The organism is Shivajiella indica, from assembly GCF_042683085.1.
Classification (GTDB): domain Bacteria; phylum Bacteroidota; class Bacteroidia; order Cytophagales; family Cyclobacteriaceae; genus Shivajiella; species Shivajiella indica.
In genome coordinates this window covers 486,009-507,862 of the sequence record NZ_JBHUIV010000020.1, presented here as the reverse complement: position 1 = coordinate 507,862, position 21,854 = coordinate 486,009, and the positions used below count along the sequence as shown (strand labels likewise).

Sequence of the window (21,854 nt, the reverse complement as noted above, 5' to 3'; positions counted from 1 at the left end):
GCCAGGCCTCAGGTAAATCCTTCCACTACTCCCGTTGAATTCAAAAATTGAAAAGTGATACGTCTGGTTAGGAGAAAGATTCGTCAAATTCATACTGGTGCCCGATCCGTTGTAGATCGAGTAATTCCCAGGGCTCAATTGAACCCCACTACCAAAAGAACTGCTCGATCCATAACTGACCAGGTCCACTGGCTCCGCATCCACAGGAGCACCTACACGGGCCACGATCAGACGGGATGATCCGTCTCCTTTGGTCCAGTTTAAGGTCATCGAATTCCCCGTGACATTGCTGAAAGTCAAATCACTCGCCTGAACAGTAGGACCTGTCAGGGTGCTGCCCGAACCTGCCAAATAAGGATCTTTCAGATAAAAAGTCTCCGATCCCGTTCCATTGTATTCGAAAACAGCAAAATGATAGGTAGTCCCTGGCTCCAATCCATACAGCCATACCGCATTGGCCGTCCCATTATGCACCACAAACTCGCCCGGTGCAATCTCCGTCCCCAAACCAAATGTCTCACTTCTTGAATACGTCTGTCCATCTACCGGAACTGCAGTCACCGGGCTCCCTTTTTTGGCTATTACCATTCTGTTCGTACCGTTGCCCCGGGTAAACTCATAGATAAACCGGTCTCCATCAACGTTGCGGGTAGAAAAATTAGTTGCCGGAACCGTAGGTGCAGAGGCCGTTAACTGACTTCCTGTAGCTCCGGGACGCAGGTAAATCCGTCCACTACTCCCGTTGTATTCAAAAATTGAAAAATGATATGTATTGTTTGGGGAAAGATTCGTCAGAGTCATGCTGGTGCCCGATCCGTTGTAGATCGAGTAATTCCCAGGGCTCAATTGAACCCCACTACCAAAAGAACTGCTCGATCCATAACTGACCAGGTCCACTGGCTCCGCATCCACAGGAGCACCTACACGGGCCACGATCAGACGGAAAGAACCGTCTCCTTTGGTCCAGTTTAAGGTCATCGAATTCCCCGTGACATTGCTGAAAGTCAAATTACTCGCCTGAACCGTTGGGCCTGTGAGCGTGGTAACTGTTCCTTCTAAAAATTGATCCTTTAAATATTGAGTGGTGAAATTGGATCCATTGTATTCGTAGATTCTGATGTAATAGGTAGTGGAATGATTGAATCCATAAAGCCAAGTTGCTGAAGAATTGCCTTTATACACCACAAACTGGCCCGGACTGATTTCATTTCCCAGCCCATAATTTCCTGCCAAATAATCTGCCCCATCAACAGGCACGGCCGTGATCGGACTTTCACTGGCTATGATAATCCGGTTTTGCCCATTTCCTGATGTATATCTTGCAATAAACCGATCCCCGTCTATGTCTGTAAAAGTAAGGTTGGATGAAGGCACAGTTGGTGCCTGGGCAAATACAGTTGTTTGAAGAAAAAGAAGAAAAATCATTAAAAAAGAATTTCTTCCTTTAAAAAAGCTATTTCCAAAATCAAACTGAGAAAAAATTTTGGATACTTTTTTACTAGGGCTTAAATGTAAAATTGGTTCCATACTGATTTGTTTTTAATTCTACGATTCCAGTATGCCTGAAATCTCTCCTAAAAATTCAAATCATCTCTTGCAAAGAATATCACGCATGTATCAAATGATAGCAATCCTGTAACAGAATGGGGTTTTGTCAATAATCTATAGTCAAGCTTTAGAGTTATCCTTATTTACTTTTTTAAGGAAAACTTTATATTGTATTTCATTCAAACAAAAAAACCTGCCCCAATTGGGCAGGAAAAAGTATTTAAGTTCAAAAAAAGTTATCCCAAAAACATATTTAGGTAATTGTTGACATTATAGGACAATCATATAGAAGTTAGTTCATATTATCTACCTTAAGGAAAAACTCACCTTCTGTAATATTTTTAGAATTCCCTGAAACTATATCATATATTATTCCTGAAAATTTTCCTTTTATCCGGGTATTGGTCAATTCTGTTATCTGCAAAATCGAATCCTCTTCATCAACATCTGTAACATAACCCAGACCTTCAGAAGCATTGAGATAGCCCAAAATAAATCCCTTCAGTCCAAAACCTGTTTCTGTAAATGGTCTGAGGTAATCGTAGGTCTTAACTCCAATGGGTGAATCATCTCTTACAATAAGTGTGATTGCTTCAGAATATCCTGATTCATCGGAAAGACTCGCTCCAGCAGAAATACTAATTTCATAGACCCCTGGGATTGCAGAACCAACATTGACCAACTGCAACTCCTCTTGTTTAAACTCAACCAAAGCTCCATTCACCTTGGCTTTCAAAAAAAAGCCTGAATTGTTGATGTCATCTGGATTCATGTCTTCCTCATTGCTGCCGCATCCTGACATTAAAATGAATACCATTAAAGCAACGATAGCAGAATTGATCCGAAATGCTTCTTTCATTTTGATAAAATTTAAGGCATTAATAATAAGTCCCCACCCAAAGCATTTTGGAAGGATCTTTCACATTGCTGATGGTTACTTTGGAAGGAAAAGAGGCCCTGATATTAGGATCTGTTTCATACACTTCTTCAATGGTATATTCTACCCAATTGAAGCCTTTCTTCAACTCAATATCGAAACGGTATTCTGTTTCCACCTCTTCATTATCAGCTGCATAGACACTGCTGTTGCAGGTCATATTCAATCTCACATCATCTACCACATACATCACCTCATAAAAAGACCCTTTTATGGCATTGTTATACCCTGAATCCTCTATCCAGGGTCTTAGGCCTTCATCAGAAACCAAAAAGACCGTTCCTGCCCATTCTCCATTCTTGGTCAATCTTACAAAATCCTGCCTTGCAGCCAGATTTTCTGCGTTTTCTCCGAAAGGATCAGAATTATTACAATTAAAATGAAAGTTCCAATAAAGTGGCCCCATGGACATGGATAGGTTTTCTTCAGGTATTTGGTCCAAACTAAGATTGTCCAGGTTAGCAGTAAACTGACCTTTTTTATCAACCTTACCAATTGAGACGGGATAATCCATCCCAAAAAGCATCAGGACCATATCCATATCGGATTTCCCATGGTTTTTGATATTCCCACTGATTTCCTGTGCATTTGCCCAAAAAACACAGCAAGTAAAACCTAGAGTTAATAAAGCTTTCATATATTTCAATTAATTAGTTTGATACTTTTAAAAGGTTTGAATATTCAAATTAACATCCTTCACACCTTCTTCTATATCAATAATGTAACAAAGAATCATACTGGTGTAACATTGTTGAAGTATGTGTAAAACATCAACGTTTCAAATTAGGATGGTTATTTTTACTTATTTTCATTAGCTACTTCATTAGGAAGTTAAAAACCCAGTTTGTACAATAAACTCCCAAAGTTCATGGATGGGGGTTTTATAGGCCCTGAACAGGTAGTGAAAACGGTTTTGGTAAACAAATTCAACTTCGGAATAGCTATCAAATGTATCTTCCTTTTCCTTCACCCTAAGATTTTCTCTTTGAAAAATACGGATATAACCATTGGCTTTTTTTTCTTCAAAATCCAGTTTTAATCGCTCTTCAGCAGCATGGACCATGACAGCACCGGCAGTTCCTGCACCATCGATGATTTCAACAGAAATTGATTTTTCCGCACCTGGAAAATACTGATAGGTGGCTATCAGGCCTGAATATCCCAAGGACTCTGTATCACCCATTATCAACTTAGTCCTGCTATAAAGCGCTATTTTCTCAGGCAATAATTCTTTGATCTTTTCACTGCTAAGTGGTATTTCTTTGTCCAATCCTTTTTTTGGATAGGCAACAGGTGAGGTGGAAGTATCAGGTGTATAATTTTCTTTTGGTACAAAAGCTTGGGATGCGGTATTTCTTTCAGGAATTCCCTTTCCATCCCATCCACATCCTATCATCAGCAGACAGAAAAAAATCATTATCCAGATTTTCATTTTTTTAGCCATACTTGTCGTAAGTGGTTTTTTTATGGAGAAAGGAACTGTTCCTAATATTTAATTTTTTGCTCAACTTGGAAATACATACTCATCAAGGTATTCCAATGCCAAATAAAGTCCATCCAGGTCTAGAACATTACCGGTCAATGTGACGTGATAACGGTTAGATTTGATGAATTCTATTTCACTACTAATCTTATTTTGATTGTTTTTATTCATACTTTTCACCAAAATCCTCATTCCTTTATAGTCCTTCGTTGATGCGCTTAATTCCTCAGAATTTTCATTAAGATCAAGTTGAAGCATTTTATAGACCGCATTGACATGTTGAAACTGATGATGCCCCGCACCATCTATTACCTGAAGAATAATATGAGGATCATCCGGATCTTCAGATGAGGAATACACTGCATACACCCCTTTCAGACCCGGATAGGGCCTACTGTTCAATAAAGGGTATCCAATTATTTCTTGTGGGATCATTTGAAGATATGTTTCATCTGTCAGCAAGTCCTTCTGCATTAGATCCGTCAACCAATTTTGTTCCTGAGGCAAAGGATTTGAAAAGTTTTCTTCATTCTGTACAGTGGCAGAGTCAGTTGAATTACTACATGCGATAAAACCAAAAGCAAAGAAAAAAAGAGAAAAAAATGAAAATTTTGTTTGTAGCACCAATTGAGGAATTGTAAAATTAATTCTAGGTTTCATGATAACAAGCTGTATTTTGAATGAGCAAGCTAAGTCTGGATTTACCCAAACTATGTAAATTATGTATCGAAGAGTATCAGAAATGTAACAATATCCATGTAGATCAGATTTTTATTTTAAAAAATGACAAAAAATCTATTTATTTAATCTTAATTATTCAGTTTAACCAATGATATTAAACTGTTTTTAGTATATTGAGATATGCGGATTTTATTATTTCAACTTATTGATGATTTATGAATAGTACTTTTTGTAAGTTTAATTTAAGATTAACCCTAACTATAGCCTACGTTGTAATAGTAGGTATTCAAGCCCATCCTGTTTTTGCCCAATTTGGGTTAAGCTTCAGACAACTCTCTGTAAATGATGGCCTTTCTCAAAATTCGGCTGTTTCTGTTACCCAAGATCAGGAAGGGTTTTTATGGATAGCCACTCAGGAAGGGCTTAATCGATATGATGGTTTGGAATTTGTGGTGTACAATAGAAAATTCCTTGACATTACAGAAGAAAAAAGACTTCTCTTGGGGAAAGTTTATGCAGATTCCAAAAATAGAATCTGGATAATTCCCGAAAGTTCCACTCCGGAATTGCTAAACCGGGAAACAAATGATTTTTCCCCTCTCCAAGGTATTACATCTGCGAATTGTATTTTTGAAGATGAAGAAAAGCATGTTTTTTTTGGTACTCTTTCTGGACAACTTTTTCAATGGAATGAATCCATTCAGCAAGCAGAAATGGTCCTTGTCGAACCTGAAAAAGAATTTGTAGCAATCAATCAGTATGGTCCTAAGAACCTTTTGATTACTTTCAAAAATTCACTTGCGCTTTTTAATACAGAAAGCCGGCAACTCCGTGAAATTTGGCAGACGGAACCACAAGTATTTCTGTCAAGTGCCAAAACAGATTTGGATGGCAATATCTGGATCGGAACATTGAACAAAGGGATATGGGTACTGCCTTCATCTTCTCTGCAACCTATTTCGCTTTCGGAATACTTTAATAATCAGGAAAACCAAGAAAACATGATTCTGGATATTATGGTGGATTCCAAACAAAGGATTTGGGCTGCAACTTATGGAAATGGAATTGCCTTGATCCAGCCAGAATCAAAGGAGATTCAATATTTCAATTATTCCAAACAAAACCCCCGATCTCTGCACTACGATGATATACTTTGCATCTTTGAAGACTATACAGGCACACTTTGGTTTGGTTCGGACGGCGCAGGTCTGAGCTTTTATGATTCTTATTTGGAAAAATTTAACTTTTTTCACAACCAACAGGTGCCTGAGGATATACATATCGATGTGGTCAGAGCCATTTATGTAGATGAATTTGAACAGGTTTGGTTGGGAACATCCGGCAAAGGACTGACAAAATATGATCCAAGAACCAATAGCTGGAAAACCTTTACCCATAATCCCAATGAATCCAACAGTATCGCAAGCAATAGGGTTATGAGTTTGGAAGGTGATGGAAAGGGAAATTTATGGATCGGATATCAGGATGAAGGTCTCAGTATTTTCAACATTCAGTCCGGCAAGATCCAGCACTTTAATCAAGAAACTTTCATAAAATTACCTGCTACCACTATTTGGAAAATTTTAAAGGATGGCCAAAACAGGTTTTGGTTGGGGACAAGAAATAGTGGCCTGATACAATTTAGCCCTAATCAAGGGGTAATTGCCCATTTCTTCCATGATCCTGACCAGCCCTACAGTAGCATACCGGATAATAATGTAAGGGCCATTATTGAATCTGGAAGCAATGAGTTTTGGATAGGAACTGAAAACCAAGGTATCGCCAAACTCAATCTTCCAACGGGAAAATTTCAGCAAATCCGACATCAGCCCAATAATCCAAAATCATTGAGCAGCAACAACATTAAATCCCTGCATTTGGCTGAAGACAATATATTATGGGTAGGCACGAATGGAGCAGGACTGAATAGACTGGATTTGAACAGTATGGAAGTTGGTATCATCAATACCGCTTCAGGTTTATCCAATGACGTGATATATGGAATTCTTCCGGATAATCGGGGTAATTTATGGTTAAGCTCGAATAAGGGAATCACCAAAGTAGAAACATTAAAAAATGAAGACGGCTCCTTCCCTATCACCAATTATTCCAATTATGACGGTTTGGCTACAGAGTTTAATACGGGAGCCTATTTCAAAACCAATGATGGCACCTTGTATTTTGGAAGTCTGGAAGGCTTTTATTGGTTCAAGGCTGAAGATATTTCCCTCAATGAAACCCAGCCTAAAACAGCCCTAACCGAATTGATGGTATTTGAGCAAGCCATAAAAATTTCAGATAATCTAAAACTTAAGCATAACCAGAATACCCTCACAATCAATATGGCCAGTTTGGTCTTCTCCTCTCCTGGGAAAAATGAATTTCAATATAAAATGGAAGGATATGAGGATAATTGGATTAATTCGGGAAATAACCATCAAGCCAGGTACACCAATCTTTCTCCTGGTAATTATACTTTCTATGCCAAATCAAGCAATTATGACGGTATTTGGTCAGAGGAACCAGTTGGGATCAATTTTACCATTTTACCTCCTTGGTATCTGGAATGGTGGGCCTATTTGATTTATGCATTTTTTTTAGCCATGGTTTTAATTTGGGTCTACCAATACCTAAAATGGCGCTGGCAAATGCAGTATAACCTTAAAATGAAAGATGAAGAAGCCCAAAGGTTGAAAGAAATAGATGAATTCAAGACCAATTTATTTACCAATATTTCCCATGAATTCCGTACCCCGCTTACGCTTATTGCTGGCCCTGTGGAAAGGCTGATCAGTCAATCCGAAAATCCCATTGTCAAATCCCAGTTGAACCTTGTCAAACAAAATTCCCAAAGACTCCTGAATCTGGTAGACCAGCTTTTGGAAGTGACCAAGATCAAATCCGGAAAACATCAACTAAGGGTAAAAAAAGGAAATTTAGGTTTGTTGATACAGTCTATTGTTTCTAATTTCTTCTATCTGGCAGCTGAAAAAGATATGCGGATTATTCCAGCGGTTCCATTAATGACCGAGGTATGGTTTGACAGTGACAAAATTGAAAAAATCCTCAGCAATCTCCTTCAAAATGCCATCAAATACGGCAAATCAGGGACAGATATTGAGGTTAGCAGTTACCTCAAAGGTAATCACCTACATTTGAAGGTGACCAACACAAGCGTCCAAAAGTACAGCCCTGAAGAAATCACCCACCTGTTTGATAAATTCTACAAGCCTGACCTGAAATCTGAAGGCTTCGGAATTGGCCTACCTTTGATCAAAGATCTGGTGGAACTCAATCATGGTAAAATAGAACTGAACGTAAATGAAGGCAAAAAACTTTTTGCTGTAAGCATTCGATTGCCTATTGATAAATTTTCATTTAGACCGGAAGAGGTCATTGAAGAGGAAGAAAAAGAACTTCAATTAACATCATTGAGATCTGCTCCTAAAAACGAAAACACTCCTTTGGTACTGGTCATCGAGGATAATGAAGAAGTCAGGACCTTTATCTCCAATGAACTCCTACCTTATTATCAAGTACTGGAAGCAGCTGATGGAAAAGAAGGGCTTTATCAGGCCTTCAAAAAGATACCTGATCTGATCATCTCCGATGTGATGATGCCTGACATAGATGGCATAAACCTATGTGAAACCCTCAAAAAGGATGAAAAAACTTCCCATGTCCCCATCATTCTCCTTACTGCAAAGTCAGAGGAGGCGGATAAAATCAAAGGTCTGGAAGTTGGCGCTGATGATTATGTCCTGAAGCCATTCTCCACCAAACAGCTCCTGCTCAGGATAGAAAAGCTCATAGAGTTGAGGAATAACCTAAGGATCAGGTATTCAGGCAAAAATCAAATTTCTCCGAATGAAATTTCCCTTACTTCAACAGATGAAAAATTTTTAAAAAAAATCCAGAAAATCGTGGATGAAGACCTTTCTGACAGCAATTTTACCATAGAAGAGTTCTGCAAAAAAGTGGGCATGAGCAGAATGCAACTGCATAGGAAATTGACTGCGATGACCGGACTATCAACGACGGCCTTTATTAGGGATCAAAGATTAAGGTTGGCCATCCAGCGCTTGGAAAGGTCAGGAGAGTCTATTTCGGAAATAGCCTATTCTGTAGGGTTCAGTTCTCCTTCCTATTTTATCAAATGTTTCAAAGAAACTTATCAAATGACTCCCAGTGAATATCTGGAAAGGGAAAAATAAAAATCTAGAATTTCCAACCTATCCTCAAGTCCATATGTTCTGCGATATGCCCATGGGCTTTAAGTCCAATACCCAAGGTCAGATGATTCAGTAATTTATATCCAAGTACATAGCGTTGGTACAAAACATAATCATTGTATCCCATTGGTTTATGGGTATAGAAGGCCATCCTTTGACTAAAATCGATTTTTCCAAAAATGAAATGATGGGCAATATATGGGGCCGGAATCAATGCTTCTATCCTGTTTTCATTTACTTCCAAGGAAAAATCTTTGTTAAGTTCCAAACCACCACCAATTCCATTTATACTTGAAAGTGGTTTGATGGTCCCAAAAACGACTGAAATATTCGGTTCCCTCCCATCTTTTCCTTCACGGGTTGAGAAACCACTTTCAAAATAATACATCCAGTTTCTGGAAATTTTATCTTTCTCATAAATAGGAAAGATTTTTCTTTGAAAATATCGGACTAAGCCAAGACTGCCCATAGGATAGTTAATTCCCTTATTGGGCTGGCTTTGGCCTCCATTGGAAATATGGTTATAGGAAATGGAAGCATTCAAGCCCCAATCCTGGGTAAGGCTATATTCAATTTTGGGTGTTAGATAAATCAGGAAACTTAGATGCGAACTGAAAAATACATTTTCAGGATTGGAGACTTCATCATATATCCTATTCAGGTAACTTAATCCTAGACCAGATAAAAGACTAAAAGTCCATTTATTTTTCTGCCAAATAATTGGCTCAAAAGTTCCGGTAAGACTTGTAGCCGAACCTAACACTTCCGGATTACCAAAATTGTGGTATGAAATCTGTAATCCCATATAATGAAAGCAATTACAATTCTTCCAATTTTTTAAAGAACTATTGAGATTTTGATAATGTAAATTAATTCCAAGTGGGTTGGTTTGGGATAAAGGTTTGAGCTCCCTGGAATGAGGGATGATAAATCCATAACTTCCTTCCAGACCCAATCTTTTTATATTTTGCCCAAAAAGACAGCATTGTAGCATAAAAAATGGAATTAAAAAAAGAATCTTTTTCATTACATTTTAACCAAATTTGAAAACTAAATTAATTTGATAGCGAACACACCAAATCCTCCCTACTATGCAGTTATTTTTTCCAGTATACGTACAGAAATCGAAGAGGATTACCATTTAATGGCAAAAAAAATGGTGGAGATGGCCCAAAAACAGGAAGGATTTTTAGGCCATGAATCTGCGAGAGAAGGTTTGGGTATCACGGTAAGTTATTGGAAAAACACTGAAGCCATTAAACAGTGGAAAATGAATGCAGCGCACCTTTTTGCCCAACAAATGGGAAAGGAAAAATGGTATGCGGCCTATAAAACCAGAATCTGTCTGGTAGAAAGGGATTATGGATTTGAGAATATTACATAAGAATCCAACACCCAAAGTAACTTTTGTTATATGTTTAGAAGTTACTATTAAATTCTTTTGCTTGAAAAAAATAATAAAATGAACAGTCAATTTTGGGATGAAAAATTCAGCCTTAACCCAAATTTATATGGGGAAGGCCCTAATGAATTTCTAAAAGAACAACTTTCAATTTTTGCCAAAGGTAAAATCCTGTTTCCCGGAGAAGGGGAAGGCAGAAATGCCTTGTATGCCGCTTCATTAGGATGGGATGTTACTGCATTAGACCAAAGTTATATTGCCCAAAAGCATACTTTATTGAAAGCGGAGGATTCAGGTTTAAAACTTCACTATCTTGTCTGTGATGTATCCCATTTTATTCCCGAACCAGAGAGTTTTGATTTAATTGCATTAATCTATTTCCACTTACCACTTTCAATCCGGGACAATGTACATCAGACCTTTGAAAAATCAATCAGAAAAGGTGGAACAATTCTAATTGAAGGTTTTGGTAAAAAGCAGTTAAAATATTCTTCCGGAGGACCAAAAAACGAAGAAATGCTCTATGATATCCATGAAATAAAAAGCAGTTTTCCTAACATTCAGTGGGAATATGAGTTTGATGGCATCATTCATTTAAATGAAGGTAAAGGTCATTCGGGCGATGGCCATGTAGTCCGTCTTCGCGGAAAAATCAAATAAAGAGCTGATAAAGATCAGCTTTTTTTTGTGTAATCCTTGATATCTTCCTGTCATTAAAATATTGCTCCAGATGACAACTTATTCCTGGAATTTAGTTAAAATGAACTGGAAAAAATTATTAAAACCAATATAACCATGAAAATTCTTGTTCCCACTGATTTCTCGGAAAATGCCAATAATGCATTGGAATTCGCTAAAAAAATAGCCCATAGGGAAAATGCCTCCATTACTCTTTTATATTCCTTTTATGCGGTTTATGATTTTGCCGCCCAGGCCACTGAAATAATTGGACAGATAGAGCAGGAAGCAAAAAGAGAACTTAAGAAAGCAGCTGAATCTGGAAAGGCTGAGGGACTTGATTTCAATTATAAAATTCTTCAGGGCACGGTGGCAACGACGGTAACCTCATTTGCCTATAAAGAAGATTATGACTTAATCGTCATGGGTACCCAAGGAGCAAGTGGCATCAAAAAAACATTGATCGGCTCCAATACAGGACATGTGATCAAGGAAAGTTCTGTGCCTGTTTTAGCTGTTCCAGAAAAAGCCAGTTTAAAGCATGTCAAAAAAATCTCTGTGGCACTTCAGTTGGAAAAAGAGGAGGAAAAGTACTTCAAAAAGCTTTTCAGGATTACAGAGCAACTCAACTTACCCTATGAGTTTTTTCACGTGCAATCGGCTGACAATTTTGAAAAAAATGTTGAATTCAAGGGATTGGAGGTATATATAAAAGAGAAATACCCTAAGTTCAACTCAAATTTCCTGATTACTAAAGCAGATGATACCAATAAGGGAATGCAATCCTATCTTGAAAAAAATAAAGATGTTGTCCTTGTGATGTTTTACAAGCACAAGACATTCTTTGAAAACCTTTTAAATAAAAGCCATAGTGTGGAAATGGCTTATCATACCCATGTACCCCTATTGGTAATCAAATAAAAAAAGCCCCAAAACTGGAATTTTGGGGCTTTTTTTCTTATAATCTGTAATTACCTAAACTCATAATCCACCCCGTGAACCTGACTCAGCAAGGTAGCTGGTGCATCTAAGGCAACAGCTGCACCTCTGGGCGTAGGTGTAACCGGAGAATTTTCTGCCAAATAACCAAGCATAACCTGATGTAGGGTGTATTCTGTGTTTTGCACATTTTTAACATTATTCATTCTGCACACCACATCAGCTGGATCTCCTTCTCTTTCACAGGCAGAAATGGTATAGATACGGTCCATGTCCAATGCTTCACCTTTGACGGAGATAGATTGAATTCTTTTCCCTTCTTCTCCATAAGCATTGAACCTCACTTCCATACCTTTGAATTTGGTAACCCAACCGCCAAATCGCTTGGAAGCATCTTCAGCAAAAACATTGTTCAATTCTTTTTCCATCCAATTCCATAGCTGCTGACCTGTTACTTCACCTCTTCGCACCACACTATCTACAGGCAACATGTCATAGATAAATCCTCTGGTAATGGGTATATTACCTGTTTCATCTGGAGTAGCCAAAGGAGGACAGAATCTAAAACCATTGGAAAGTACTATATCAATATCAGGCATTTGCCAGCTTAAGGCATCAGTCACCATGGTATCAATTGGATTTTCAATTACAAAATACCTGTATAAAGGTATGGTACTGTAACCAACTACTTTATGAATTTCATCCTGGTAAGGCGCTTCAACCTCATCAATGATTTTGGCCACTCTTGGGGATTCAGTAATATTATCGGCATCTATTTCAAGAAGTTCATAATTTTCTTCTACCAGCTTCCCTTGGTCGAAACTCAATTCCAGTTTACCCAGGAAAGAACCAAATGCACCTGGTTGAACCACCTTGGCATATTTTCCCTGAATCGGCTTTCTGACCCGCTCATGGGTATCAGCCCCTAAAATATAATCCACACCTTCGCAGGCCGGGTGATTGGACAGGGCAATCTCCTGTGATAATCCGATATGTGACATAATGGCCACAAACTGACATTGCTCCTGATTTCTTAAAACATCTACATAATGTGCCAGGTTATCTTCCGGTTTGGTGAAAATAATACCTTCGCTATAACCTGGTGATTGCCTTTTGGGCACCAAATGGTCATTATATCCAATAAATCCTATTTTTACCCCATTGACATGCCAAATATGATATGGGGGAAAAATCAACTCTCCTCTTTTTCCCTCTCCAAGATCATGATACATATTGGCACAGACTTTTCCCGCCTGAAGAGAGCCCATCAGTCTTTGCATTGGCGCTTTATTATAAACTACCTCCCAATTTCCCGGAGAATACAAATCGTAGGACATCGCATTTAAAATAGGCACAATGGCAATTCCTTCTGTCTTAACTGACAGCATGGAACCCTGGAACATATCCCCTGTATCCACTAAAAATGAATGGTCACATTTTTCCCTTTCCTGCTGAATAAAGCTATGCAAATTAGCATACCCCCCTGTTTTCCTGAAAACTATTTGTCCGTCCTCCCAAAAAAGTTCATCATGAGGGTGAAGCTGACAATGTACATCAGTAGTTTGGAAAATGGTCACTTTAAATTTTTCCTTTTTCTCTCCAACAGAACCTGTACTATCTTTTTTGGGGCTATCGCACGAAACTAATGGATTAACAGCAAACAAACCTGTTCCAGCACTTAGGGCACCAAGTTTTTTGAGAAACTCTCTTTTTGAATTATTCATTTTGGGTGTTTTAATTGATTTCAATACTTCCAGTAATTTTGAAGAAGCCAAAGGAAATAGAATATTGGTTTAATTTAAGCATATCCCATTGGGTAAGTTTTCTCCAAACTAGCTTTCTGACAAAATTGAATTTTTCCTGAATTAAAATATGTGACTTTTATTACAAGTAACATAAAAAGCGCTGGATAGCCTAAATTCTTCTTTCTTGTAATTCCAATAATATTTGCTTTAATTAAAAATTACTTTTGTTAGGTCTTGGCTTTAAACTTATTTGACTATGAAAAGCAATGTGAAAAAATCACTTCTACCTCTATTATTTATTATTCTTTTCTTATCCCAATCATTTGCAAAAGAAAGGGAAGAAAAATCCCTCCTTTGGAAGATTTCAGGAAATGGATTGGAACAGGAATCTTATTTATTTGGTACGATACATCTGATCTGTCAGGATCAGTTCAAAATGGACGATAGAATCTTAAATGCTTTGAATGAATCCAAAAAAATCGCATTGGAAATCGACATGTCTGATCAAAATATGATGATGGAAATGCAAAGGCTATCAGTCAATGAAGATTTTAAAAATATAAAAGATGAATTTGGGCCTGAACAGGCGCAGAAAGTAGAAGAATTTCTTGTGGATAAATATGGAGTTGGTCTTGACCAATTGGGCATTTTAAAGCCATTTGTCTTATCTACTATGATCCTTACCAAAATGATGCCCTGTGAAGAAATCAGTGGCTATGAAATGTTTTTTATGCAAAAGGCCCAAGAAGCAAAAATTCCAATGGTTGGTCTAGAGAGCATTGCTTACCAGGTAGGGATATTCGATCAGATTCCACTAAAAACTCAATTAAATGACATTGGAGAACTGGTTACCAACAAAGAGAGCATTATTGAATTTGAGTCCCTGGTCGATGCATATCTGAAAGAAGATTTAGACTTACTGTATGAGCTCATCACTAAGAACGAAATGTTCCAGAATTATGGAGATATTTTATTGATTGAAAGAAACCGGAACTGGATTCCTATCATAGAGAATTTAATCAAAGAAGAATCAACTTTTATTGCAGTCGGTTCTGGTCACCTTGGCTCAGAAACAGGTGTCATTCAACTTCTCCGTGATGCAGGATATGAAGTAGCGCCTATAAATTAAGTTGTCCAACATGTCCGATTTATTTGCAAAATCGGACATCTCTATTTGAAATTAGAGCCGTTTTATTGGATTAAAGCCCAAATATTGCTTTGGCATGGTTCTCGGTAATTTATTAACACGATTTTCAAACCGAACAAAAATTAAGCTATTATCATTGACAAAAGAAAAAATATAAGCCCATGATCTTGACCATTACCCAACTCAACAAGCAATACGCCAACGGGGTGCATGCTCTGAAAGACATTAATTTAACTATAGAAAAAGGTATGTTTGGATTATTAGGTCCGAATGGTGCCGGAAAATCTTCTTTGATGCGGACCCTGGCCACATTACAGGAGGCAGATAGTGGAACAATAACGCTTGGAGAAATTAATGTATTGAAAGAAAAAGATGAAGTCCGGAAAATACTGGGATATCTTCCGCAGGAATTTGGGGTTTATCCAAGGACCTCCGCCACTGACCTCCTTCATCATCTGGCAGTATTAAAAGGTTTTGATCAAAAGAAAGAGAGAACGGAAATGGTAGATTACCTGCTCCAAAAAGTAAATCTATATGAGCATAGAAAGAAAGCCGTAAGCTCCTACTCCGGGGGGATGAGACAGAGATTTGGCATTGCCCAATGTCTCATAGGAAGCCCAAAGCTGGTCATTGTAGATGAGCCCACTGCAGGACTGGATCCGGGGGAAAGAAACCGCTTTTACAATATTTTAAGTGAAATTGGAGAACAAGTCATTGTAATTCTTTCAACACATATAGTTCAAGATGTGAGGGAACTTTGCACCAACATGGCCATTATGGACAAAGGTATGTTGTTGTACAGTGGTACTACCGATAATGCACTTGATTTAATCAAAGGTAAGATATTTGAAAAAAGGGTAGATAAAGCAGAATTGCCCCAATACCAGGAAGAATTTCAAATTATCAGCAACAAACTGGTAGGTGGAAAACCCCAAATTCATGTGTTCTCTGAATCTTCGTTAAACAATGGATTTATCAAGGCGGAAGAAACCCTTGAGGATGTATTTTTTGCCAAACTGAATCAATTAATTTAACCTTTACTTGAATCATTATGTGGAAGTTTATCAAACATGAATGGAAGTATTGGTTCAGATCCCCAATGCTTTGGATATTTTTATTTATTATCAGTTTGCTTGTTTTTGGAGCAGTTTCATCAGATCAGATTACGATAGGTGGTGGTGTAGGTAGCGTTTACAAAAATGCGCCTTCAGTCATCCAATCTTATTATGGGGTGATGTCCCTGATCTGTTTATTGATGACCACTGCATTTATGAATGCCTCCGCCAACAGGGATTTCAGTACGGGAATGCACCAATTTATCTTTACTTCTCCCATCAAAAAAAGCGATTATTTCTTCGGAAAATTTATTGGTGCACTATTGATTTCCATCATTCCCCTTTTGGGAGTTTCCATAGGTGCATTGATAGGTCCTTTGATGCCATGGGTACAACCTGAAAGATATGGCCCGATAATTTGGAACGGTCACATCCAGGGAATTTTATCTTTTGCCATACCGAATACCATCATTGCCGGCGTGGTTCTATACAGTTTGGCAATAGTATTCAGAAGCAATATCGTATCCTTTGTAGGGGCCATGTTGATTTTGGTTTTTTATGTCGTGAGCCAAGGTTTCACAGCTGATTTAGAAAAAGAATGGTTGGCCAATATTCTGGATCCCTTTGGTTTCCAACCTTTAAATACGCTTTCCAAATACAAAACCATAGAGGAAAAAAATCTATTTGCTACGCCTTTGACTGGGCAGTTTCTGATCAACCGTATGGTTTGGATCGGATTAAGTTTGGTATTGCTAATGTTTATGTATTCCCGTTTTTCTTTTGATTCCAAAAAAGAAAAAGTTAAAAATATCAAAGGTGCTCAGGAAGAAGAAAACGACCTTTTCGATCTGAGCGAAATCAAAACTTTTGATCTTCCCCAAAAGTCTGGTTTTTCATTGCCAGCATTCTGGCATATGATTGTTTTTGAAACCAAAGCCATCATAAAAAACCAGACCTTTATCATAATAGTCATCATAGGCCTGATCAATTTGATCGCCAGTTTGACCAGCTTCACAGGGAATTATGGAACATCAAAATACCCTGTCACTTATGATGTCATTGACTATATCAGGGGCTCTTTTTACCTGTTTTTACTCGGTATCATCACTTTTTATTCCGGGGTTTTGGTATGGAAAGAAAGAGATGCAAAAATATCGGAGATTGAGGATGCTACCACGGTAAAAACCGGGATGCTCTTCGGTTCCAAATTAATCGCCATGCTTTTCAGTATTTTCGTGGTACTGTGCAGTACCATTGTGGTGGGAATGGTGGCACAGCTTTTCTACAGCTATACCAGATTTGAATTGGGGGTTTACTTTCAGAGCCTTCTGATTCTTGATATGTTCCAATTTGGATTTTTAGTGGTCATTGCCCTTTTGTTCCATTATATTATCAACAATAGGTATATCGCCTATTTTGCATTTGTAGCCTTCATCATTCTCAATGAATTTGTTTGGTCCGCATTGGAAATGAATTCCAATATGTTGGAATTTGCAGCTACACCAAGGGCTATTTATTCGGATATGAACGGTTTCGGACCATTCATCCCAGGCCTCATCTGGTTCAATATGTATTGGACACTTTTCTGTTTGATACTTTGCGTCTTCATCTATGCCTTTTATGTAAGAGGGAAGGAAACAACATTCAGCATCAGAAGAAAGTTTGCTGCCCAAAGACTAAGGTCTCAGACTGGTCTGTTAAGCCTATTTCTTGTTGGCTTTATTGTATGTGGTGGCTTTGTTTACTATAATACCGAAATACTCAATACATATCTGAACCCAAAGCAACAGGATAACAGACAAAAGGATTATGAGCTCACTTATAAAAAGTATGAAGGAATTGCCCAACCCAGATGGATTGATTTTGAATATCAGATAGATATTCACCCTTATGAAAGGGATTTATTTGTTACGGTAAACGGTCAAATCACCAATAAAACCAGTGAGCCTATCCAAGAATTACATTTTACGCTTCCGAGAATGCCCGATACGTTGGGAATTGAAGTTCCAGGTGCCAAAATAAAACTTCATGACAAAGAATTGTATTATAGGATTTACAGTCTGGATAGACCCATGCAGCCTGGTGATACCTTACCGATTAAAGTGGTAGTTTCTAAGGAAACCAAGGGATTTGAAAATGAAGTCAGTTTTACAGAATTGACCCAAAATGGGACTTTCTTCAATAATTTTGATGTCCTACCGGTTTTCGGATACTACAGGAGGTACGAAATTACAGACAAAAACAAACGGGCAAAACTTGAATTACCCCCAAGGCAACGATTACCTTTTTTGGATGAAAATGACCTTCAATCAAGAGGGAATACCTATATCAACCAAGATGCAGATTGGGTGAATATGAGAACGGTGATCAGTACTGCCGAAGATCAGATTGCTGTGGCACCTGGAAGTCTGGTAAAAGAATGGACAGAGAATGGCAGAAGGTATTTTGAATATCACTTAGATCATCAATCCTTGAATTTCTATGCCTTCATTTCAGCTAGATATGAGGTGGCAAGAGAGAAATGGAATGATGTGGACCTAGAGGTGTACTATATCAAAAGGCATGAATACAATGTTCCTAATATGCTTAGGAGTATGGAAAAATCCCTGGAATATTTTACAGAGAATTTTGGCCCCTATTACCATAAACAATGCCGCATCATTGAATTTCCCAGATACAGTTCTTTTGCACAGGCATTTCCTGGAACCATGCCATATGGAGAAGGCATTGGATTCATTACTGACCTGAGAAATGTTACTGAAGATGATATTGATCTGGTGTATTATGTAGTTGCCCATGAGATGGCACATCAATATTGGGCACATCAACTCATAGGGGCCGGTATGCGGGGCACTGAAATGATGAGTGAAAGCTTTGCACAATATGCTTCCCTAATGGTCATGGAAAAAGAATATGGAAGAGATAAAATGAACAAATTCCTGAAGTATGAAATGAACGGTTATCTACGCGGTAGAGGTGGTGAATTTGAAGCAGAAAGACCATTAATGGAAACAGAAAACCAAGGTTATATCCATTACCAGAAGGGATCGGTGGTGCTGTACTATCTAAAAGAAATGATCGGAGAAGAAAAGGTTAATCAGGCTTTGCAAAAATTGATTGTGGACCATGCCTATCAGGAACCTCCCTACCCCACATCATGGTCTGCAGTACGCGCTTTCGAGGAAGTAACCCCTGATAGCTTACAATACCTCATTGAGGATATGTTTAAAAACATCACTTTGTTTTCCAATAGGTTGGTGGATGCCAAGTATGTTCAGGAAGGTGATGAATATTTGGTTACCTTAAAGACACATTCTGAAAAATTCAGATCGGATTCCTTAGGTAAACAGACCGAAGTTCCTTTGGTAGATTTTATAGACATTGGAATATTTGCACAAACTGAAAATAAAAAAGTCTATGGAAAACCATTGATTTATGAGCGATTCAAAATCACAAAACCTGAAAATACCTTTACCTTCAGGGTCAAAGAAAAACCCCAGCAGGCAGGTATTGATCCTTACAATTATTTAATTGACAGGATCCCGGATGATAATGTGAAAAGAGTGACGGAGCAATGAAATCCAAATGCAAGGGCTGAGTAGTAGAAAATAAAGGTTAAGGATTATTAAGTTATCGGTTAGTAATCCTTAACCTTCGTTAAATTGAATTGGGATATTAGATATTGAGATATTAGTTTAGATAAAAGATTTTAAAAATAAATAAAGAAGTACGGATTAGCTTTCTGGTATCAAAGAATATAAATCCAAGATTTTGGAAATTGAAGGATTTGGCCGGGGACCATATGAAAAGAAATAACGGCAAGGTTTTGATTTTATGTTCCTGGATTTTAATGCTTTTAAAAATCTAAAGAATCTCTTTTTAGGACAGAATTTATACCCTTTATTTCGTGAATTGAGATTTCCAACCAATCCCTGAATGATTATGGAAAACATCTCCAAACTTGGAAGCATTGCCTGGATTAAGACTACAGGGTTAATGTTAATTGTAGCTGTATTTTTCCCATTTTTTGTGCATATGATTCCTCCATACAATGGCTTTCCAATTGGAGCTTATCTGCTCCCTATGTTTTACATTCCCTTTATTGCTCTTTTCTTTTTCGGTTGGAAGATAGCCATGCCTGTGGCCTTGTTTGCCCCATTGACAAACTTTCTGATCACTGGCAATCCACAGTGGGGTTTCCTAGCAGTTCTGACATTGGAATTGTTGTTGTTCTCAGGTTTGGCTTATATATTATTGAAAAACCCAAAATTGATGTGGTTTGCTGCTCCTCTATCTTATATCGGTGCAAAGGTGATTTCATCTTTGCTTCTCAATTTCATACCCATTATGCCTTCGGCACCCCTTGAATTTTTCTTTGGCTCTCTCTCAAGGGCTCTTCCCGGTATTGGAATTATGTTACTTCTGAATTTTCTTGTCTTGAAATATGGAAGCCATATGAGGCTATTGCCAAATAATTAAACTATTTACCATGGCTACCAAACATCCCTTATCTTTTGAAAACATCAAACAAAGACTGGAAGAATATCCCGTTCCACAGGCTGAATTGGTCTTAGGAATTGGAAGAGGAGGAGCCAATCCGGCAAAAATGGTGGCAGAAAAACTGGGTGCAAGGCTTTTGGTAGTTAAGGTCAACTATCGGGATGATCACAATTATCCCCAAAGAGAATCCCCCACTCTATTGGAGGACTTGGATATTCCTTTGGAGCAAGGATCCAAAATATTGTTGGTGGATGATGTGTCTGTGACTGGAAAAACTTTGAAAAAAGTCAAAGAAAACCTTAATGGTTACCAGGTGATTACACTTGTATTTAAGGGCAAAGCAGACCATGTCTTGTTTCCAGAGATCCAAACCTGCGTAGAATGGCCATGGTCAAGACAGGATTCAACACTTGCCGAAGAATCCAAGGACAGAAGGATATTTCTCAAGTCTTTAGCAGGATTGACTGCCGGGATGATGTTACCCTTATCTGCTAATCCAATAATTGACAATTTAGGATCTTCTCTGTCCAAAGTAAATCAAACAGAAAAGGACCGATTAGGAGATCTCCTACCCTTGAGGAAATTTGGAAAAACGGGTATTTCTGTCACCATGCTTGGTCTCGGTGGTGCTCATATCGCAAGAATGAGTGAAAAAGAAGCTCAAAAAACCATCGAAACCGCCCTTGCAGGTGGTGTAAGGTTTTTCGACAACGCGGAATCCTACGGAAATGGACTGGCCGAAACCAGATACGGGATGTTCCTTACGCCAAATTACAGAGATATAGCCTTCATCCAAAGTAAAACCACTGCCACTACTGGTAGAACAGCCAAGGAACATTTGGAGGGTACTTTAAAGCGGATGAAGACAGATTATCTGGATCTTTGGTTTTTCCATGCCGTTGGAAGTCCTTCAGATGTAGACAATAGGATTAAAAATGGCGTTCTGGATGTGGTCATTGAAGCCCAAAAAAGTGGGAAAGTGAGGTTCGTGGGTTTTTCAGGCCATGCGGACTACAAAGCTCACCTAAGAATGTTGGAGCGTACCGAAGAACTTCAGGTGTGTCAAATGCCCATCAATGCATTTGATCCTAATTACAAAAGCTTTATCAATAATGTACTACCCAAATTGATAGAAAAAAACATAGCCCCTATTGCGATGAAAACTTTGGCCAATGGGGGATTTTTTGGAGGTACCTCGCATTTTATGCACGGTGACAAACCAAAAATTGTCCCCAATGCTTTAAGCGTTGAAGAAGCATTGTATTTTTCCTGGTCACTTCCGATATCTGTTTTGGTTACAGGAGCGGATAATGCCTCCATGTTGCAAGAAAAAATCAATCTTGCCAAGGAATTCAAGGCTTTTGATGAGAAAAAGCGCATGCAGTTGGTAGATAAGGTAGCAGGATTTGATGGGAGGTTTGTAGAATACTACAAATCTTAATGTTCCATTTTAGGTTTTTAACTGATTAAAATCCTAATTATCGAATTTTTTGAATTTACTTTTTTT

16 protein-coding genes are annotated in these 21,854 nt (G+C 38.1%); 9 read left to right on the top strand and 7 right to left on the bottom strand.

Annotation, left to right across the window (positions count from 1 at the left end):
* The 5 genes from ACFSKV_RS16380 to ACFSKV_RS16360 form a co-directional block, all read right to left on the bottom strand.
* On the bottom strand, window positions 1-1,425 hold a 1,425-nt coding region (locus tag ACFSKV_RS16380), incomplete at its 3' end, for a fibronectin type III domain-containing protein (protein ID WP_380805109.1).
* A 415-nt stretch (window positions 1,426-1,840) separates the two neighbouring features.
* Window positions 1,841-2,407, bottom strand: a complete 567-nt coding sequence (locus ACFSKV_RS16375) for a hypothetical protein (RefSeq protein WP_380805106.1) — start codon at window positions 2,405-2,407, stop codon at window positions 1,841-1,843.
* Window positions 2,408-2,426: 19 nt separating this feature from the next.
* A complete protein-coding gene (locus tag ACFSKV_RS16370; protein ID WP_380805103.1) occupies window positions 2,427-3,122 on the bottom strand; it encodes a hypothetical protein in 696 nt (231 codons plus the stop codon).
* A gap of 186 nt (window positions 3,123-3,308) precedes the next feature.
* Window positions 3,309-3,917 carry a hypothetical protein gene (locus ACFSKV_RS16365; RefSeq protein ID WP_380805101.1) on the bottom strand — a complete coding sequence of 203 codons (609 nt, stop codon included), beginning with the start codon at window positions 3,915-3,917 and terminating at the stop codon, window positions 3,309-3,311.
* Window positions 3,918-3,989: 72 nt separating this feature from the next.
* Complete coding sequence (locus tag ACFSKV_RS16360; RefSeq protein ID WP_380805098.1) at window positions 3,990-4,628, bottom strand: hypothetical protein; 639 nt, start codon at window positions 4,626-4,628, stop codon at window positions 3,990-3,992.
* 236 nt (window positions 4,629-4,864) lie between these two features.
* On the opposite strand from ACFSKV_RS16360, the gene ACFSKV_RS16355 reads away from it, so the two are divergent.
* Window positions 4,865-8,863: a two-component regulator propeller domain-containing protein gene (locus ACFSKV_RS16355; RefSeq protein WP_380805095.1), complete on the top strand. Its 3,999-nt coding sequence runs from the start codon at window positions 4,865-4,867 to the stop codon at window positions 8,861-8,863.
* A 4-nt stretch (window positions 8,864-8,867) separates the two neighbouring features.
* Here the strand turns inward: ACFSKV_RS16355 and ACFSKV_RS16350 are convergent, their stop codons facing one another.
* Window positions 8,868-9,908 carry an acyloxyacyl hydrolase gene (locus tag ACFSKV_RS16350; RefSeq protein ID WP_380805092.1) on the bottom strand — a complete coding sequence of 347 codons (1,041 nt, stop codon included), beginning with the start codon at window positions 9,906-9,908 and terminating at the stop codon, window positions 8,868-8,870.
* A gap of 33 nt (window positions 9,909-9,941) precedes the next feature.
* Between ACFSKV_RS16350 and ACFSKV_RS16345 the strand changes: the two genes are divergently transcribed.
* From ACFSKV_RS16345 to ACFSKV_RS16335, 3 genes are all read left to right on the top strand, one after another.
* Window positions 9,942-10,265, top strand: a complete 324-nt coding sequence (locus tag ACFSKV_RS16345) for an antibiotic biosynthesis monooxygenase family protein (RefSeq protein ID WP_380805090.1) — start codon at window positions 9,942-9,944, stop codon at window positions 10,263-10,265.
* Between the two features lie 78 nt (window positions 10,266-10,343).
* The gene (locus ACFSKV_RS16340) at window positions 10,344-10,943 is read left to right on the top strand and encodes a class I SAM-dependent methyltransferase (RefSeq protein WP_380805087.1); all 600 of its coding nucleotides are present in this window, start codon (window positions 10,344-10,346) and stop codon (window positions 10,941-10,943) included.
* A gap of 135 nt (window positions 10,944-11,078) precedes the next feature.
* Window positions 11,079-11,882 (top strand): universal stress protein, encoded by an 804-nt coding sequence (locus ACFSKV_RS16335; protein WP_380805084.1) that lies wholly within the window; start codon window positions 11,079-11,081, stop codon window positions 11,880-11,882.
* Window positions 11,883-11,932: 50 nt separating this feature from the next.
* Here the strand turns inward: ACFSKV_RS16335 and ACFSKV_RS16330 are convergent, their stop codons facing one another.
* Window positions 11,933-13,624 carry a bifunctional metallophosphatase/5'-nucleotidase gene (locus ACFSKV_RS16330; protein WP_380805079.1) on the bottom strand — a complete coding sequence of 564 codons (1,692 nt, stop codon included), beginning with the start codon at window positions 13,622-13,624 and terminating at the stop codon, window positions 11,933-11,935.
* A gap of 277 nt (window positions 13,625-13,901) precedes the next feature.
* On the opposite strand from ACFSKV_RS16330, the gene ACFSKV_RS16325 reads away from it, so the two are divergent.
* The 5 genes from ACFSKV_RS16325 to ACFSKV_RS16305 all read left to right on the top strand — a co-directional run bounded on the left by ACFSKV_RS16325 (window position 13,902) and on the right by ACFSKV_RS16305 (window position 21,788).
* Window positions 13,902-14,774, top strand: a complete 873-nt coding sequence (locus ACFSKV_RS16325) for a TraB/GumN family protein (protein ID WP_380805076.1) — start codon at window positions 13,902-13,904, stop codon at window positions 14,772-14,774.
* A gap of 179 nt (window positions 14,775-14,953) precedes the next feature.
* A complete protein-coding gene (locus tag ACFSKV_RS16320) occupies window positions 14,954-15,826 on the top strand; it encodes an ABC transporter ATP-binding protein (protein ID WP_380805074.1) in 873 nt (290 codons plus the stop codon).
* A 17-nt stretch (window positions 15,827-15,843) separates the two neighbouring features.
* A complete protein-coding gene (locus tag ACFSKV_RS16315) occupies window positions 15,844-19,425 on the top strand; it encodes a M1 family aminopeptidase (protein WP_380805071.1) in 3,582 nt (1,193 codons plus the stop codon).
* Window positions 19,426-19,789: 364 nt separating this feature from the next.
* Window positions 19,790-20,326 carry a hypothetical protein gene (locus tag ACFSKV_RS16310; protein WP_380805070.1) on the top strand — a complete coding sequence of 179 codons (537 nt, stop codon included), beginning with the start codon at window positions 19,790-19,792 and terminating at the stop codon, window positions 20,324-20,326.
* Window positions 20,327-20,336: 10 nt separating this feature from the next.
* Window positions 20,337-21,788 carry an aldo/keto reductase gene (locus ACFSKV_RS16305; protein WP_380805067.1) on the top strand — a complete coding sequence of 484 codons (1,452 nt, stop codon included), beginning with the start codon at window positions 20,337-20,339 and terminating at the stop codon, window positions 21,786-21,788.
* The last annotated feature ends 66 nt before the right edge of the window (window positions 21,789-21,854 follow it).